Below are 15,765 nucleotides of genomic sequence, written 5' to 3' on the forward strand. Positions count from 1 at the left end.
GCGGCGGTAACTTTCTGCCTCGCTGATTCGTCCTTATTGCATGAGCGATTCCGCGTTGGTCGAGCAGGCGTGGCGCGACCACCGCCCGTACCTGGTCAACCTCGCCTACCAGATGCTCGGTGATATCGGGGAAGCCGAAGATGCCGCGCAGGAGACCTTTCTACGGCTGTCCAAGGCCGAGGCGCAGCACATCGACGACGTGCGGGCCTGGTTGACGGTGGTCACCGGGAGGTTGTGCCTAGATCAGGTCCGGTCGGCCCGTGCCCGGCTGGAGCAGCCGGATGCCGACGCCGCAGTCCAGACGACGCCGGCCCACGATGCCGACCCGGCCGATCGGATCACCCTCGACGATCAGGTCCGCGCCGCGCTGCTGACGGTGCTGAATCGGCTCAGCCCCGCCGAGCGGGTGGCATTCGTCCTGCACGACGTGTTCGCGGTGCCGTTCGACGAGATCGCCGAGACGGTGGGCAGGCCGGTCGGCACCTGCCGCCAGTTGGCGCGCCGCGCCCGTACGAAGTTCGCCGAGACCGCACCCCGGTCGGCCCAGGCCGAAACGACCCAGCATCAACTTGTCGTCGAGAAGTTCATCACCGCGTGTACAAATGGCGACCTTCAGGCGTTGACCGAGGCGCTCGATCCGACCGTGTGGGGTGTCGCCACCTTCCTCGGTGATCCGGCCCCTCCGCCCCAGATCAATCACGGACGCGAACTAGTGGCGGCCAATCTGCTGCGCTTCCTCGGGGGCGGCACATTGGTCGGGGGATCGGTCGGCGAACCGGGAGTGCTTGCGTTTACACACCGACGGCTGGTGGCCGTCCTGGTTTTCACGGTGCGCGACGGGCTGATTGTGAAGATCGAGGCGACCGTCGACCCCTCGGCCCGGACGCGTTAATTGGGTCGAGGACCGCCGGCGCGGCACAATGGATCAGTGAGTGGAACCGGTGGGCAGGAGCGTAGCGACTCGGGTATTGAGCACCGTCAGCGCGTGCTGGTCCTCGGCAGTACCGGTTCGATCGGCACGCAGGCGCTCGAGGTCATCGCCGCCAACCCCGATCGCTTCGAAGTGGTCGGACTGGCTGCCGGTGGCGGCAATCCGGAGCTGCTGGCTGCTCAGCGCGCCCAGACCGGCGTGGGCAACATCGCCGTCGCCGATCCCGCTGCCGCCGCCAAGGTCGGTGACGTCACCTACGCCGGCGAAGACGCAGTCACCCGCCTGGTCGAGGACACCGAAGCCGATGTGGTGCTCAACGCGCTCGTCGGCGCACTCGGGCTCAAGCCGACGCTGGCCGCGCTGGCCACCGGCGCACGCCTGGCCCTTGCCAACAAGGAATCCCTGGTGGCAGGCGGGCCACTGGTGCTCAAGGCCGCGGCTCCCGGACAGATCGTCCCCGTGGACTCCGAACATTCGGCCATGGCGCAATGCCTGCGCGGCGGCACCGCCGAGGAGGTCGCCAAGATTGTGCTCACCGCCTCGGGCGGGCCGTTCTTGGGCTGGTCGGCCGCTGACCTCGGGTCGGTCACCCCGGAACAGGCCGGTAAGCATCCGACCTGGTCGATGGGGCCGATGAACACGCTCAACTCGGCGACCTTGGTGAACAAAGGCCTGGAGCTGATCGAAACCCACCTGTTGTTCGGCATCGATTACGACCGCATCGAGGTGGTGGTGCACCCGCAGTCGATCGTGCACTCGATGGCCACCTTCACCGACGGATCGACACTGGCCCAGGCCAGCCCGCCGGATATGAAACTGCCCATCGCGTTGGCGCTCGGCTGGCCGGCTCGCGTGCCCGGTGCGGCGCTGGCCTGCGATTTCACCCAGGCGGCCACCTGGGAATTTCTTCCGCTGGACAACGAGGTCTTTCCCGCAGTGGACCTGGCGCGGTCCGCAGGCAAGCGCGGCGGCTGCCTGACCGCGGTGTACAACGCGGCTAATGAGGAAGCCGCCGAGGCTTTCTTGACGGGCCGGATCGGATTTCCTGCGATTGTGGAAACCGTCGGTGACGTGTTGCACGCTGCCGACCAGTGGGCCGCTGAACCAGCTACCGTGGATGACGTACTCGACGCGCAGCGCTGGGCCAGGGAACAGGCCAAGCGGGCCGTCGAAAAGAATGCTTTGCAGAAAACCACTAAAAAAGGGCTCGTCACCAAATGATGTTCGTAACCGGCATCGTGCTGTTCGCACTGGCCATCCTGGTTTCCGTGGCCCTGCACGAATGTGGGCACATGTGGGTGGCGCGGGCCACCGGCATGAAGGTCCGCCGCTACTTCGTCGGGTTCGGCCCGACGCTGTGGTCGACGCGCCGCCCCAACCGCCTGGGGGAGACCGAGTACGGCATCAAGGCCGTCCCGCTGGGCGGGTTCTGCGATATCGCAGGCATGACGTCGGTAGAAGAGCTCAAGCCAGAAGATCGGCCATACGCGATGTATCGGCAGAAGGTCTGGAAGCGGGTTGCGGTGCTGTTCGCCGGGCCCGCGATGAACTTCATCATCGGCCTCGTGCTCGTCTACGGCATCGCGATCGTCTGGGGCCTACCCAATCTCAACCAGCCGACGACCGCCATCGTCGGTGAGACCGGTTGCGTCGCATCACAACTGACCATCGACGAGATGGCCGAATGCAACGGCCCGGGACCCGCGGCGCTCGCGGGCATCCAGGCCGGCGACGAGATCGTGAAGGTCGGCGATACCGAGGTCTCCGACTTTCCCTCGATGGCCGCCGCGGTCCGCAAACTCAACGGTCCGGTTCCGATCGAGCTCAAGCGCGACGGCCAGACCATCACGACCGTCGTCGACGTGACCCAGACGCAGCGGTTCACCAGTGCCGACGCGAAGGAACCGACCACGGTGGGCGCGATCGGCGTGGCCGCGCCCGATGCGCAGCCGCCGACGCCGTACAACCCGGTCACGGCAGTGCCCGCGACGTTCACCTTCACCGGCGACCTGGCGGTCGAACTGGGCAAGGCCCTGGCCAAGATTCCCACCAAGATCGGCGCCCTCGTGGAAGCGATCGGTGGTGGAGAGCGCGACAAGGAAACCCCCATCAGCGTCGTGGGCGCCAGCATCATCGGCGGCGAGACTGTCGACGCCGGACTGTGGGTGATGTTCTGGTTCTTCCTGGCCCAGCTGAACTTCGTGCTCGGCGCGGTGAACCTGGTACCACTGCTGCCGTTCGACGGCGGGCATATCGCGGTCGCCACCTACGAGAAAATCCGCAACATGATTCGAGCGGCGCGCGGCAAAGTGGCTGCCGGGCCGGTCGACTACCTCAAACTCATGCCAGCCACGTACGTGGTGTTGGTGGTCGTGGTCGGTTACATGCTGCTGACCGTGACCGCAGACCTGGTCAACCCGCTCAGCATCTTCCAATAGGAGACCCCTATGACCACGTCCATCGGTCTGGGAATGCCGGCCCCGCCGGCGCCCACGCTGGCCCCCCGGCGTAAGACCCGACAGCTCATGGTGGGCGACGTCGGCATCGGCAGTGACCATCCGATCGCTGTGCAGTCGATGTGCACCACCAAGACCCACGATGTGAACTCGACCCTGCAGCAGATCGCCGAGCTGACCGCCTCGGGATGCGACATCGTCCGAGTGGCCTGCCCCCGGCAGGAGGACGCCGACGCACTGGCCGAGATCGCCCGGCACAGCCAGATCCCGGTGATCGCCGACATCCATTTCCAACCCAAGTACATTTTCGCCGCCATCGACGCCGGCTGTGCTGCCGTGCGCGTGAATCCCGGCAACATCAAGGAATTCGACGGGCGGGTCAAGGAGGTGGCCAAGGCTGCCGGTGCGGCCGGCATCCCGATCCGCATCGGCGTCAACGCCGGCTCCCTCGACAAGCGGTTCATGGACAAGTACGGCAAGGCAACCCCCGAGGCCCTGGTCGAGTCGGCGCTGTGGGAAGCCTCGCTGTTCGAAGATCACGGCTTCGGCGACATCAAGATCAGCGTCAAGCACAACGATCCGGTGATCATGGTGGCCGCGTACGAGTTGCTGGCGTCGAAATGCGACTACCCGCTACACCTCGGCGTCACCGAGGCCGGCCCGGCGTTCCAGGGGACGATCAAGTCGGCCGTCGCGTTCGGTGCGCTGCTGTCCAAGGGCATCGGCGACACCATCCGCGTGTCCTTGTCGGCCCCGCCGGTCGAGGAGATCAAGGTCGGCAACCAGATCCTGGAGTCACTCAACCTGCGGCCGCGCGGACTGGAGATCGTGTCCTGCCCGTCGTGCGGGCGCGCTCAGGTGGATGTCTACACGCTGGCCAACGCGGTCAGTGCCGGTCTGGACGGGCTCGACGTGCCGCTGCGGGTTGCGGTCATGGGATGTGTGGTCAACGGACCGGGCGAGGCGCGCGAAGCCGATCTCGGGGTGGCCTCCGGTAACGGCAAGGGGCAGATCTTCGTCAAGGGCGAGGTGATCAAGACCGTCCCCGAGTCGCAGATCGTCGAGACATTGATCGAAGAGGCGATGAGGCTCGCCGAACAGCATGGTTCAGCTGATGCAAGCGGTACGCCCGTCGTCACCGTAAGCTGAACACGGCCCTGTGAGCGGGGTCACCACCGCCTCGGGTTGAGCAGAGGGAATCTGGATGTCGGCTCCGCCACTTTTCCGCCTAGTCGATGAGCGACGGGTATCTGTGGCGCGCGACGCCGCGGCCGTTCAACGAGTTCTCGACGAGGATCCCGTCGGCTCCTGCATGGTGGCGTCCCGGGTCGCCGAGTACGGGTTGGAGCCCGGCGCGATCGGCGGGGAACTGTGGACACGCCGCCGAGCCGACGAATCGTTGTGTTACGCCGGGCCGAACCTGATTCCGTTGCGCGGCGAAGGTGACGACCTGAAGGCGTTCGCCGACAAGGCGATGAGCACTGCGCGACGGTGCTCCTCCCTGGTGGGCCACGCCGAACTGGTCTTGCCGATGTGGCAGCGCCTGGAGACGGTGTGGGGAACGGCCCGCGACGTTCGTGAGCAACAGCCGTTGATGGCCCTGAACTCCATGCCGCAATGTTCGATCGACGCGGCCGTCAGACCCGTCCGCATCGATGAGCTCGACGCCTACCTGGTGGCGGCGGTCGACATGTTCATCGGCGAGGTCGGCGTCGATCCGCGACTCGGCGACGGCGGACGTGGATACCGTCGGCGGATTGCAGGACTCATCGCTGCGGGACGGGCATGGGCCCGGTTCGAGCGCGGCGAGGTGGTGTTCAAAGCCGAGGTCGGGTCGCAGTCACCGGCTGTCGGACAGATACAGGGCGTTTGGGTACATCCCGACTGGCGCGGGCACGGCCTGGGCACGGCTGGGACGGCGGCGCTTGCGGCCGCGGTGGTCGGCATGGGCCGCACCGCAAGCCTGTACGTCAACGACTACAACACGGTGGCGCGGGCCACCTACGACCGCATCGGTTTCGAGCAGGTCGGAACCTTCGCCACCGTGCTGTTGGACTGATTACTTATTCGCCGCCTCGTATTCCGCCGCGTACTGTTCGGCGATGTCGACGATCGCCTTGCCGATCTGTTCGTACTGGGCGTCGCGAAGGTTCGCTAGTGACACTCGAATCGACCACTCCGGTCCCTCGAAACCGCCGCCGTTCAACAGCACCACACCGGTCTGCTCGGCCAGCCGGAACAGGATGTCGGTCGGCTCGTAGTTCGCTTTGACAAACTCGATGAACTCGGCGTCGTAGCGTTCGGCAGCCCACACCAGGAAGTCCAGTTCGACGTAGTACGCAACCCGATTGGGGTCCTCCTCGATGTCGATCTGCATGCCGCGCTGCAGCGACTCGAACCTGTTGGCGATCAGGGCTTGCGCCGCGTGCTTGTAGTGGTCCTGCTTGTCCAGAATGCAGTACGCGCTGAAAAGCAACATCTGGCACTGTTGCGGAAGGGACAGGCCCGCAGTGTGATTGAGCGCGACGTTGCGGCTGTCGGCGACGAGTCGGTCGATGAAACTGATGGCCCTCGGAGTCAACGTCAGCGGTGCGTAGCGCTTGTCGAGTGCCTCCTTGTCCTCTTCGGGAAGGTTCGCGATCATCTCGTCGAAGACGTTGTCCCGCGCAATGCCGATGGTGCCCAGCCGCCACCCCGTCGCACCGAAGTACTTCGAGAACGAGTACACGGTGATCGTGTTGCGCGGAGCAGCACCCATCAGCGACTGAAACCCGTCGATGAACGTGCTGTACACGTCGTCGGTGATGACGATGAGATCCTGCCGCTTGGTGTTGACGATGTCGGCGATCCGGTCCAGCGTCTCGGCCGCGATCCGAACCGACGGCGGATTCGTCGGGTTCACGCAGTACAGGATCTTGATGTCGGGGTCGAGCAACTTGTCGATCTCAGAGTCCGGGAACTGCCAGGAGTGCCTGCCGTCCGGGTAGGTTGCCGAGGCCTGGACGTATACGTGCTCGAAGTTGAACTCGTCGAGTTCGGTGATCTCCAGGTACGGGGTGAAGATCGGCGTCATCAGCGCCACCTTGTCGCCCCGGTGCACCAACCGGTTGAGCATGAGGGAGTTGAAGATGTAGCACATTGCGGCGGTGCCGCCCTCGACCGCGAACAGGTCGTACTCGCCGAGATCCTTGCCCGGCGCCAACTCCTGCATGAGATACCGCTTGGTGATCTCGTGGTTGTGCACGAGCATCCGGTCCGGTGACGGGTAATGGTCACCGATGATCGAGTCTGCGAGTTCCCAGACGAATGAGTCGGGGTTGAAGCCGCATTCGCCGACACCGTAATCGAGCACCTTGGTAAGCAATTCGACGCCGGGCTGGCCGTCATGCTTGGTCAGCCAGGCCCGGAAGCGGTCGGCGATGCCGTTCTTTTGCGGTACCCCAACGAGTTCGGGATCCCATTCGCGATCGGCACGGGATTCCTCCAGCGCGAATCCGCCCAGGGCGAAGAACGCTTCCCGGGGGGTTGGCGCGATGAAGTTGGGGTTGCCCCGGCCCGCGTTGAGCATCTGGAACGCGGTGCGTTCCTCATGCTCGCCGGCCAGTTCGATCAGCTTGGACTTGAGTTCGAACGGCGACAACTGTTGTAGTTCAACGATTTCCTCGCGCGAGATGTGCTCGACGGTCACTTCGGATCCTTTCCGATCAGTTCGGGAACGCGCTCACTCTGGTGGTGCTAGGCCATGAAGCCGACGACGATCGCTCCTCCGATGGAGAGGAAGATATTGCCGATGGCGTAGGGGACTGTGAACCCGAGCAGCGGAACGCTGGACTGGGACGCTTCACGGACCGAGCCGACTGCTGCGGTCGTCGTCTGGGCGCCCGTCAGCATCCCGAGCGTCAACACGGGGTCGAACTTGAACACGTATCTGGCCAGGAATGTCATCACGATCAGCGGAACCATCGTGACGACCACTCCGGCGACAAATAGCGACACCCCGTAGTTCTGCAGGCCTTTGATGAAGCCCGGGCCGGACGTGATTCCGACGACCGCGATGAACGCGGTGAGGCCGACGCCCTCGAAGAACCACTGGGCACCGGGAGGGATGCGGCCGAATGTGGGTGACTTGGACCGACGCCAGCCGATGAGCAGACCCATCAGCAGCGCGCCCACGCTGGTGGTCAGTTCCAACGGGACGTTGCCCAACATGATGCTCGGCAAGCCGATAAGGGCACCGATGGCAATGCCGAGACTCACCGTGACCATGTCGGTCTGGGGGGTGGACCGCTCCGGGTAGCCGATCGTGGCGACGGCCTTCTCGACAAGCGCTTGTTCGCCCACGAGTCGGACTTCGTCGCCGCGTTGCAGCGTGACCTCCGGGGCGTTCGGGATCTCTTGGCCGGCACGAAGAATGCGCTTGAGGTACACGCCGCGGAAATCCGGGTCGACGGCGGCCTCCCGCAGGGTCATGCCGCCGACGCGTTCCTTGGTGACAACGACGTCGATCTGCTCCATCGGATACGAAAGGAGCTCCCGGTCATCGGTTTCGACGCAGATGTCGGCGATCGGTCCGGCGATCACCCATTCGCGACGCCCGCTGACCGCGACGTGGTCGCCGGGGGCGATCCGCTGGTCGGGATGGGCGGGCAACATCGTTTCGCCACTTCGGATTTGGGTGATGACCACTCTGCCGCCAGTCGCTTCGGCCATCCGCTGCTCGGCCTCGGACACGGTCCAGCCTTCTGGCCTGCCGCCGGAAATCTGATACGACCGACGCACGATCTGGTCGTAGGCCGGCGTGACGTCGGCAACCTTTTCCTCAAAGCCCAACCGCCGCTCGAGATCACGTGCCGCGGCAGGCAAGTCCTTGATGCCGAGTAGGCGTGGCGCGATGTTCGCGCAGTAGATCGCCGCGCCGATGGTGCCGAAGATGTAGGTCACCGCGTAGCCGACCGACACGAGATCCTGCCACTGCTGGATTGTCTCGGCGCTTTCGCTCAGGCCCGCGATCGAGGTCTGCGCCACGCCGATGATCGCCGACTGTGTGAGCGCGCCGGCCGCCAGACCCGCTGAAAGCCCTGGGTCGTAGTCGAGCAGCTTGGCGAGGATGATCACGGCCGCCAGTCCGACGACGATGAGGACGATGGTGAATATCGCCTGCGGTAGGCCGTCGCCCTTCAACCCTGAGAAGAACTGGGGGCCAAGCTTGTAACCCAAGGCGAACAGAAACAGCAGGAAGAAGACCTGCTTGACGACGCCGTCGATCTGGATGGTCGCGTCGTCGGTCTGGAATACCGCGCCGAGGATGACGCCACAGAGCAGCGTGGCCGTGACGGCACCGAGGCCCAGGCCCTTGTACTGGAACTTTCCGAAGTAATAGCCACCGGCCAGGGCCAGGAAGATCGGAATTTCGGGATGATCGATGAAAGCTTGCGCGATGATTTGCAACGCGGCATCTCCTACTAGCTGTGGGGCTGGGGGAGCATCGTCAGGCTGATCTTGGCACAAACGGCGTCGCGATGTGGGAGCACTCGGCACTTGTCGGGCGGCAGGGCGCGCGGCAACTGTCTCAGTTTGTAAACGGTTCGGTCTCGGTGCGCCTCCGACGAAACCGAACGCAACGTTCTTACCATCAGCCTCAATGGCAACTAGAACATCATCAGTCACACGGTCGGTCGGACTTATCGCACTGGTCGCGATGCTGGGGGCCTCCGCGCTGAGCGCTTGCACGCCGCGGCCGGACGGGCCCGAGCCGGCAGCCGAGAAGTTTTTCGCGGCACTGGCCGCCGGCGACACCGCCGGTGCCGCGGAACTGTCCGACCGTCCGGCCGATGCCAAGACCGCCCTCGGGGAGGCATGGAACGGTCTGCAGGCGACCGGGCTCGACGCCCAGATACTGGGTTCGAAGTACTCCGTGGACACCGGGAGTGTCACGTACCGCTACACGTGGCACCTACCGGAGAACCGGACCTGGACCTACGACGGTCAGTTGAACATGATCCGCGACGAAGGCGGCTGGGAGGTGCGGTGGAGCGCCACCGGACTGCACCCGCGGCTGGGTGAGAACCAGACCTTTGCGCTGCGTGCTGATCCACCACCCCGCGCATCGGTGAACGAGCGCGGCGGTACCGACGTGCTGGTGCCTGGCCGGCTGTACCACTATTCCCTCGACGCCAGGACTGCCGGTTATGGGCTGATGACGACCGCACGGGTGGTGGCCGATGCCCTGCGTCCGTTTGATCCCGCGATGGACGCCCAGCGCCTGGCCGAACAGGCGAGCTCGTCAGCGCAGCCGCTGAGCCTGATCACGCTGCGGCAGTCCGACCACGACCGGGTGGCGCCCGCCATCGCCCGACTCACTGGTGTCGTCGTCACTCCGCAGGCCGAATTGTTGCCCACCGACGACACTTTCGCGCCTGCGATCATCAACGAGGTCAAAAAGTCAGTGCGCGACGAACTCGACGGCCAAGCCGGCTGGCGGGTGGTCACGGTCAACCAGAACGGCGTCGACGTCGACGTGCTCAACGAGGTCCCGGGTGAGCCCGCGCCGTCGATCACCATCAGCCTGGACCGGTCGGTGCAGACCGCCGCACAGAATGCCGTCGGCATCACCGGCAAGAAGGCAATGATCGTCGCGATCAAGCCGTCCACCGGTGAGATCCTCGCTGTCGCGCAGAACGCCGCGGCAAACGCTGACGGACCGGTCGCCACGATGGGCCTGTACCCGCCCGGGTCGACCTTCAAGATCGTCACCGCGGGTGCGGCCATCGAACGTGACATGGCCACGCCCAACACCCTGCTGGGCTGCCCCGGCACACTCGACATCGGACACCGAACCGTCCCCAACTACGGCGGATTCGACCTCGGCACCGTGCCGATGTCGCGAGCGTTCGCCAGTTCGTGCAACACCACGTTCGCCGAACTCGCCAGCCGGATGCCGCCGCGCGGCCTGACGCAGGCCGCGGCCCAGTACGGCATCGGCCCCGACTATCAAGTGGAGGGCATAACCACCGTGTCCGGTTCGGTGCCTCCGACGGTGAACCTCGCCGAGCGCACCGAAGACGGCTTCGGTCAGGGCAAGGTTCTGGTCAGCCCGTTCGGGATGGCGTTGGCTGCCGCGACGGTGGCCGCCGGCAAAACCCCTGTGCCACATCTCATCGAGGGCCATGAGACCGTCGTCGATGGGGCGGGTGCGCCGATCAGCCAGAAAATGGTGGACGGGCTGCGCCCGATGATGCAGTTGGTGGTGACCAACGGCACCGCCGACGTGCTCAAAGGGGTTGGCGATGTACGCGGGAAGACCGGCGAGGCCGAATTCGAGGGCGGGTCGCACTCGTGGTTCGCGGGCTACCGCGGCGATCTGGCATTCGCTGCGCTGATTGTCGGTGGCGGTAGTTCGGAATACGCGGTTCGGATGTGCAAGACCATGTTCGACAGCCTGCCCGCCGACTACCTCGCATAATTTCGTCTGCTAGCAGCGCCATCTGGGGGCAGCGGTAACCTGGGACTCGCCATGACGGGGACCAATGAGCAATCCGTGGAGATGCGGGTATCCGATGCCGACCGCAACGGCACACTGCGGCGGCTGCACAACGCTGTCGCGTTGGGCCTGATCGACATTGCGGAGTTCGAGGAACGCTCGGCAATGGTGTCGCAGGCCCGCCTGCATGCCGATCTCGACACGCTGGTCGGCGATCTGCCCGGGCCCGGAGCCATCGTCACCACTGCCGCCGACCGGGTCGAATTGCGCGGAGTGCTCGGCTCGCTGAAACGCCATGGCGAGTGGACTGTGCCGACCCGGCTGGCGCTGGTGCGGCGGATGGGATCGGTCGAACTGGATCTCACCCGGGCCCGCTTCGCCGGTCCGATGGTCGTCGTCGAGATCGACATGAAGTTCGGGTCCCTCGAGATGCGGTTGCCCGAGGGGGCCAGCGCCTCGATCGACGATGTGGAGGTGATCGTCGGCAGCGCCGTCGACCGCCGTCGTGACGCTCCTGCCGAAGGCACTCCGCACGTCATCCTGACCGGCCGGGTGGTGTGCGGCTCAGTCGATATCCGTGGCCCCCGCAAGGGCTGGTTCGGCCGTCCGCCCAAACCTTGAGCCGTCTAACGCGGGTCCAGGACGGCGAAGCTCAGCGTGGCGCGTGCGGCCAGTCGGTCGCGGCCGACGTCGGTGACATCGACAGATGTGACGATCAGCCGCCGGCCGGCCCGCACGATCGTGGCCACCGCCCGTGCCGGCCCCGAGATGATCGGCGCGAGGTAGTGCACGTTCATATCGGCAGTGGTCACGTCCTGCCCGGGGCCGACATTGCGGCCGGCCAGCCGGCCCGCGGCGATGTCGATCAGCGTCGCGACCAGCCCGCCCTGTAGTGCGCCGCGGATGTTGGCGAGATCCGGGCGGTTGTCCATCTCGACGATCAGCCGCTCGTCGGTTTCCTCGATATCGCGAAAGCCCATCTGATTGAGCAGATGAGCGGGCGCAGGCTCGGTGAGCATGGCGCAACGTTAGCATCATTCTCCAAAACCGAGAGTCTCGTTCTCGTCGGCTCCGTCAAGTCAGTCGGATGCCTACCGAAACGGCGGCGCTCGGTACCCTGACCGGTATGTCCGTTCGTACCGCCCTGCGCCCCGGCGTGCTCTCACCCACCCTTCCGGTGCCCAAGTCGATACCCCGCCCGGAGTATGCGTGGCAGCCGACCGTGCAGGAGGGCAGCGAACCCTGGGTACAGAACCCCGAGGTCATCGACAAGATGCGCGTGGCCGGGCGCATCGCGGCCGGGGCGCTGGCCGAAGCCGGCAAAGCCGTCGCACCGGGCGTGACCACCGACGAACTGGACCGCATCGCCCACGAGTACATGATCGACCACGGTGCGTATCCGTCGACGTTGGGCTACAAGGGTTTTCCCAAGTCCTGCTGCACATCGCTGAACGAGGTCATCTGCCACGGGATTCCGGATTCCACCGTGGTGGCGGACGGCGACATCGTCAACATCGACGTCACCGCCTATATCGACGGTGTGCATGGCGACACCAACGCCACCTTCCTGGCCGGTGACGTTTCCGAGGAGCACCGACTGCTTGTCGAACGCACCTACGAGGCGACGATGCGCGCCATCAAGGCCGTCAAACCCGGGCGGGCGCTGTCGGTGGTCGGCCGGGTGATCGAGGCCTACGCAAACCGGTTCGGCTACAACGTAGTTCGTGATTTCACCGGTCACGGAATCGGTACCACGTTCCACAACGGGCTCGTCGTGCTGCACTACGATCAACCCGCGGTCGAGACGGTGCTGGAGCCCGGCATGACCTTCACCATCGAGCCGATGATCAACCTGGGGTCACTGGACTACGAGATCTGGGACGACGACTGGACCGTCGCCACCAAGGACGGCAAGTGGACCGCGCAGTTCGAACACACCCTGGTGGTCACCGAGGACGGCGCCGACATCCTCACCCTGCCGTGACACGTCTGCTCGCGGAACAAAGGTGAGCGGCGCACTACTGGTCGCCGGCACCACCTCTGACGCGGGCAAGTCGATGGTGGTTGCGGGACTGTGCCGAATGCTGGCCCGGAAAGGGCTGTCCGTTGCGCCGTTCAAGGCGCAGAACATGTCCAACAACTCGGCGGTCACTGTCGAGGGCGGGGAGATCGGCCGCGCACAGGCGATGCAGGCCCGTGCCGCCGGGCTCGCACCCAGCGTGCGGTTCAACCCGATCCTGCTCAAGCCCGGCGGCGACCGGACCTCACAGTTGGTGATCCGGGGCCGGGTGAGCGGGTCGGTCGCGGCGGCCGATTACATCAATCACCGGGAACACCTCGCCGCGGTGGTGGCCGACGAATTGGCCGGACTGAGATCCGAATTCGACGCTGTGATCTGCGAGGGCGCAGGCTCACCCGCTGAGATCAACCTGCGCGCCACCGACCTGGCGAACATGGGGCTGGCGCGCGCGGCAGGACTTCCGGTGATCGTTGTCGGCGACATCGACCGCGGGGGACTGCTGGCGCATCTGCAGGGCACCGTGGCCGTCCTCGACCCCGCCGACCAAGCGCTGATATCCGGTTTCATCGTGAACAAGTTCCGCGGTGACCCGGCCCTGCTCGAACCCGGCCTGCGCCAGTTGCAGGCACTCACCGGGCGGCCGACTTACGGGGTGATCCCGTTCGACGACGGAATCTGGCTCGACACCGAGGATTCCCTCTCGGTGCGCGTCGGCGGTGTGGTCGGCGTACCGCAGCCGCCGCGGGGCGAGCAGTCGCTCACCGTGGCCGCCATCCGGCTCCCCCGAATCTCGAACTCGACCGATATCGAGGCACTGGCGTGCGAACCGGGTGTGGTGGTCCGCTGGATTGCCGATGCCGCCGACCTGCCCGGTGCCGACGTGATCGTGATCCCCGGCAGCAAGGCCACGGTGTCCGACCTGGCCTGGCTACGGGAACGAGGCCTGGCCGACGCCATCGCCGCCCATGCCGCGGCGGGCCGGGCCGTACTCGGGGTATGCGGCGGGTTCCAGATGCTGTGCCGCACAATCGACGATCCCGTAGAGTCCGGAGCGCCCGGGTCCGACACGGTCGACGGTCTCGGTCTCCTGGATGCCGATATCGTCTTCGCATCCCAGAAAACATTGCGGCACTGGGAAACTCCGTTGCGGGGCTACGAGATCCACCACGGTCAGGTGGTGCGATCCACCGAAGACGACTGGTTCGGAATCGGACTGCGCCGCGCGGCGGTATACGGCACGCACTGGCATGGCCTGCTCGACAACGACCAGGTGCGGCGGGCGTGGCTCAGCGAAGTTGCCGACGCGGCAGGGCGCACGGGATTCGTCGTTGCCGACGACGTCGACGTGACCGTCCGCCGGGACGCGCAATTGGACCTGATGGCCGACCTGCTCAGCGCCCACCTCGATGTGAACGCCGTGCTGGACCTGCTCGAGCACGGCCCGCCGGCCCGGCCCACGATGACGACGACGCTGCACGCGCCATGATCTTCGGCCGGGATTCTCGGTAGCCTGGGGCAATGAGGGGCCTGCGCAGGGCAAAGGTGTCCCTGGCTGCTGCGTTCACCGCGCTCGCGATCACCGGCTGCGCCACGGTTGTCGCTGGAACCCCGACCTGGCCGGGCGCCACCTTGGAGAAGGTGATGCTCACCGAGGCCGACTTTCCGCGCGGCGTGCAGTACGACCTGATCGTCGAGGATTCCGGGCCGCCCGATCCGACCGGCGGGCCGCCGGCCATGCTGTCCTCGCCGGAAGGCTGCTCCGACGGGCTCACCCGGGTGATCGCCGGCTCCGCCGAACGCGGGCCGGGTAGCGCGGGCAAGTTCGTCGCCGCGTACGACGGTGCTCGCATGGTGCTGACGGTGCTCTCCTCACCACTGCCGCTGGATCGGCTCGCCGCGACCGCCGAGCGGTGCGCACAGTTCCACACCTACTTCGATCCGTCGGACGAGGGCATCCCGATCAGCACCACGAAGCTGCCCGCGCAGAGCCCGTCGGCGTTGGTCTATCAGCAGACGATGCGGTTGAACGGGGCCGACGAAAGCGTCTACTTCGCGTTCGAGAACATCGGCTCATGGGCGGTGTTCGGCATCGCCTTTCCCACGCAGAATCCGGCCATTACCGTCAAAGGCACTTTGCCACAGACGTTTCTGGACACTTTCGGCAAACAGGTCGAACGTGTGCACGCCCGCTGACAGGGCCTTGACGTAGGCGTCGGTACCCGCCGATTCCGGCCCGCGGGTCCAACCGGGACGGTAGGTTGGCCGAATGCTCACCACCGTCGCGACGGTCGATGGCTTTTCCATTGCCGTCGACGTGGCCGGACCCGACAAGGGGTCCACAGTGGTGCTGCTCAGTGCCGGCCATCACGGTCCGGCGGCATACGAAGCGGTGTGTCAGCGCCTGCACACCGCGTCGCTACGGACCGTCGTCATCGGACCCGACCCACGCCTGACCGCCAAGTCGGTCGTCGGGATCCTCGATTCGCTCGACATCAAATGGGCGCTGCTGGTGGGTGACCGGCTCGGCGGCGAGCTGGCGTGGCAACTGGCCGCCACCCGGCTGGACAAGTTCATCGGCCTGGTGGTGGTCGACCGCGGTCATCCACGCGTCGCCGACCCGACCGGGACGATCCGTGACGAAGGCTGCCCGCCGGTGGAGATGAATACCACCGCGCTGGTCAGCAACCCGGCGGCACGGGCCGTCGCCAAGGCCAGTCAGCGGTATGTGTACGGCGACTTCCGCCTGGTCGAGATGCTGGGCCGGCGCAACGCTCAGGAATCCACCGCGCAGCTGGCCGCGGAGATCGTGCTCCGCACCAGCAATTGGTGAGCGCGCTCAGTCGGACGCTTCGGTGTTGGATACTCGCGTCCTGCCTTC

Annotated in this window: 14 protein-coding genes; 11 read left to right on the forward strand and 3 right to left on the reverse strand. The window is 65.8% G+C overall.

Going from position 1 to position 15,765, the window contains the following annotated elements:
- Positions 1-40: 40 nt before the first annotated feature.
- The 5 genes from sigI to ABQF30_RS07350 are packed head-to-tail and all read left to right on the forward strand — an operon-like array spanning position 41 to position 5,446.
- The gene (gene sigI, locus ABQF30_RS07330; protein WP_448462121.1) at positions 41-892 is read left to right on the forward strand and encodes an RNA polymerase sigma factor SigI; all 852 of its coding nucleotides are present in this window, start codon (positions 41-43) and stop codon (positions 890-892) included.
- A gap of 36 nt (positions 893-928) precedes the next feature.
- Positions 929-2,152, forward strand: a complete 1,224-nt coding sequence (gene dxr, locus ABQF30_RS07335) for a 1-deoxy-D-xylulose-5-phosphate reductoisomerase (RefSeq protein WP_448462122.1) — start codon at positions 929-931, stop codon at positions 2,150-2,152.
- The gene (locus ABQF30_RS07340) at positions 2,149-3,369 is read left to right on the forward strand and encodes a M50 family metallopeptidase (RefSeq protein ID WP_448462123.1); all 1,221 of its coding nucleotides are present in this window, start codon (positions 2,149-2,151) and stop codon (positions 3,367-3,369) included. The genes dxr and ABQF30_RS07340 overlap by 4 nt, the downstream gene beginning before the upstream one ends.
- Before the next feature lie 9 nt (positions 3,370-3,378).
- Positions 3,379-4,536: a flavodoxin-dependent (E)-4-hydroxy-3-methylbut-2-enyl-diphosphate synthase gene (ispG, locus tag ABQF30_RS07345; RefSeq protein ID WP_448462124.1), complete on the forward strand. Its 1,158-nt coding sequence runs from the start codon at positions 3,379-3,381 to the stop codon at positions 4,534-4,536.
- Between the two features lie 55 nt (positions 4,537-4,591).
- Positions 4,592-5,446 carry a GNAT family N-acetyltransferase gene (locus ABQF30_RS07350; RefSeq protein WP_448462125.1) on the forward strand — a complete coding sequence of 285 codons (855 nt, stop codon included), beginning with the start codon at positions 4,592-4,594 and terminating at the stop codon, positions 5,444-5,446.
- Here ABQF30_RS07350 and aspD read toward each other — a convergent pair whose 3' ends face one another.
- Positions 5,447-7,075, reverse strand: coding sequence for an aspartate 4-decarboxylase (gene aspD / locus ABQF30_RS07355; RefSeq protein ID WP_448462126.1), 1,629 nt, complete (start codon positions 7,073-7,075; stop codon positions 5,447-5,449).
- Between the two features lie 47 nt (positions 7,076-7,122).
- On the reverse strand, positions 7,123-8,835 hold the full coding sequence (aspT, locus tag ABQF30_RS07360; protein ID WP_448462127.1) for an aspartate-alanine antiporter: 1,713 nt from the start codon (positions 8,833-8,835) through the stop codon (positions 7,123-7,125).
- Between the two features lie 193 nt (positions 8,836-9,028).
- Here aspT and ABQF30_RS07365 point away from each other — a divergent pair, with 193 nt between their 5' ends.
- Positions 9,029-10,849 carry a penicillin-binding transpeptidase domain-containing protein gene (locus ABQF30_RS07365; protein ID WP_448462128.1) on the forward strand — a complete coding sequence of 607 codons (1,821 nt, stop codon included), beginning with the start codon at positions 9,029-9,031 and terminating at the stop codon, positions 10,847-10,849.
- Between the two features lie 51 nt (positions 10,850-10,900).
- On the forward strand, positions 10,901-11,488 hold the full coding sequence (locus tag ABQF30_RS07370; protein ID WP_448462129.1) for a DUF1707 SHOCT-like domain-containing protein: 588 nt from the start codon (positions 10,901-10,903) through the stop codon (positions 11,486-11,488).
- Between the two features lie 5 nt (positions 11,489-11,493).
- On the opposite strand, the gene ABQF30_RS07375 is transcribed toward ABQF30_RS07370, so the two are convergent.
- Positions 11,494-11,886, reverse strand: a complete 393-nt coding sequence (locus ABQF30_RS07375; protein WP_448462130.1) for a PaaI family thioesterase — start codon at positions 11,884-11,886, stop codon at positions 11,494-11,496.
- A 107-nt stretch (positions 11,887-11,993) separates the two neighbouring features.
- Between ABQF30_RS07375 and map the strand changes: the two genes are divergently transcribed.
- The 4 genes from map (at position 11,994) to ABQF30_RS07395 (ending at position 15,717) form a co-directional block, all read left to right on the forward strand.
- Positions 11,994-12,851, forward strand: coding sequence for a type I methionyl aminopeptidase (gene map, locus ABQF30_RS07380; RefSeq protein WP_448462131.1), 858 nt, complete (start codon positions 11,994-11,996; stop codon positions 12,849-12,851).
- Between the two features lie 22 nt (positions 12,852-12,873).
- Positions 12,874-14,373, forward strand: coding sequence for a cobyric acid synthase (locus tag ABQF30_RS07385; RefSeq protein WP_448462132.1), 1,500 nt, complete (start codon positions 12,874-12,876; stop codon positions 14,371-14,373).
- A gap of 32 nt (positions 14,374-14,405) precedes the next feature.
- Positions 14,406-15,080 carry a hypothetical protein gene (locus tag ABQF30_RS07390; RefSeq protein ID WP_448462133.1) on the forward strand — a complete coding sequence of 225 codons (675 nt, stop codon included), beginning with the start codon at positions 14,406-14,408 and terminating at the stop codon, positions 15,078-15,080.
- 73 nt (positions 15,081-15,153) lie between these two features.
- Positions 15,154-15,717: an alpha/beta fold hydrolase gene (locus ABQF30_RS07395; protein ID WP_448462134.1), complete on the forward strand. Its 564-nt coding sequence runs from the start codon at positions 15,154-15,156 to the stop codon at positions 15,715-15,717.
- The last annotated feature ends 48 nt before the right edge of the window (positions 15,718-15,765 follow it).

This window comes from Mycolicibacterium sp. XJ870, assembly GCF_053483975.1.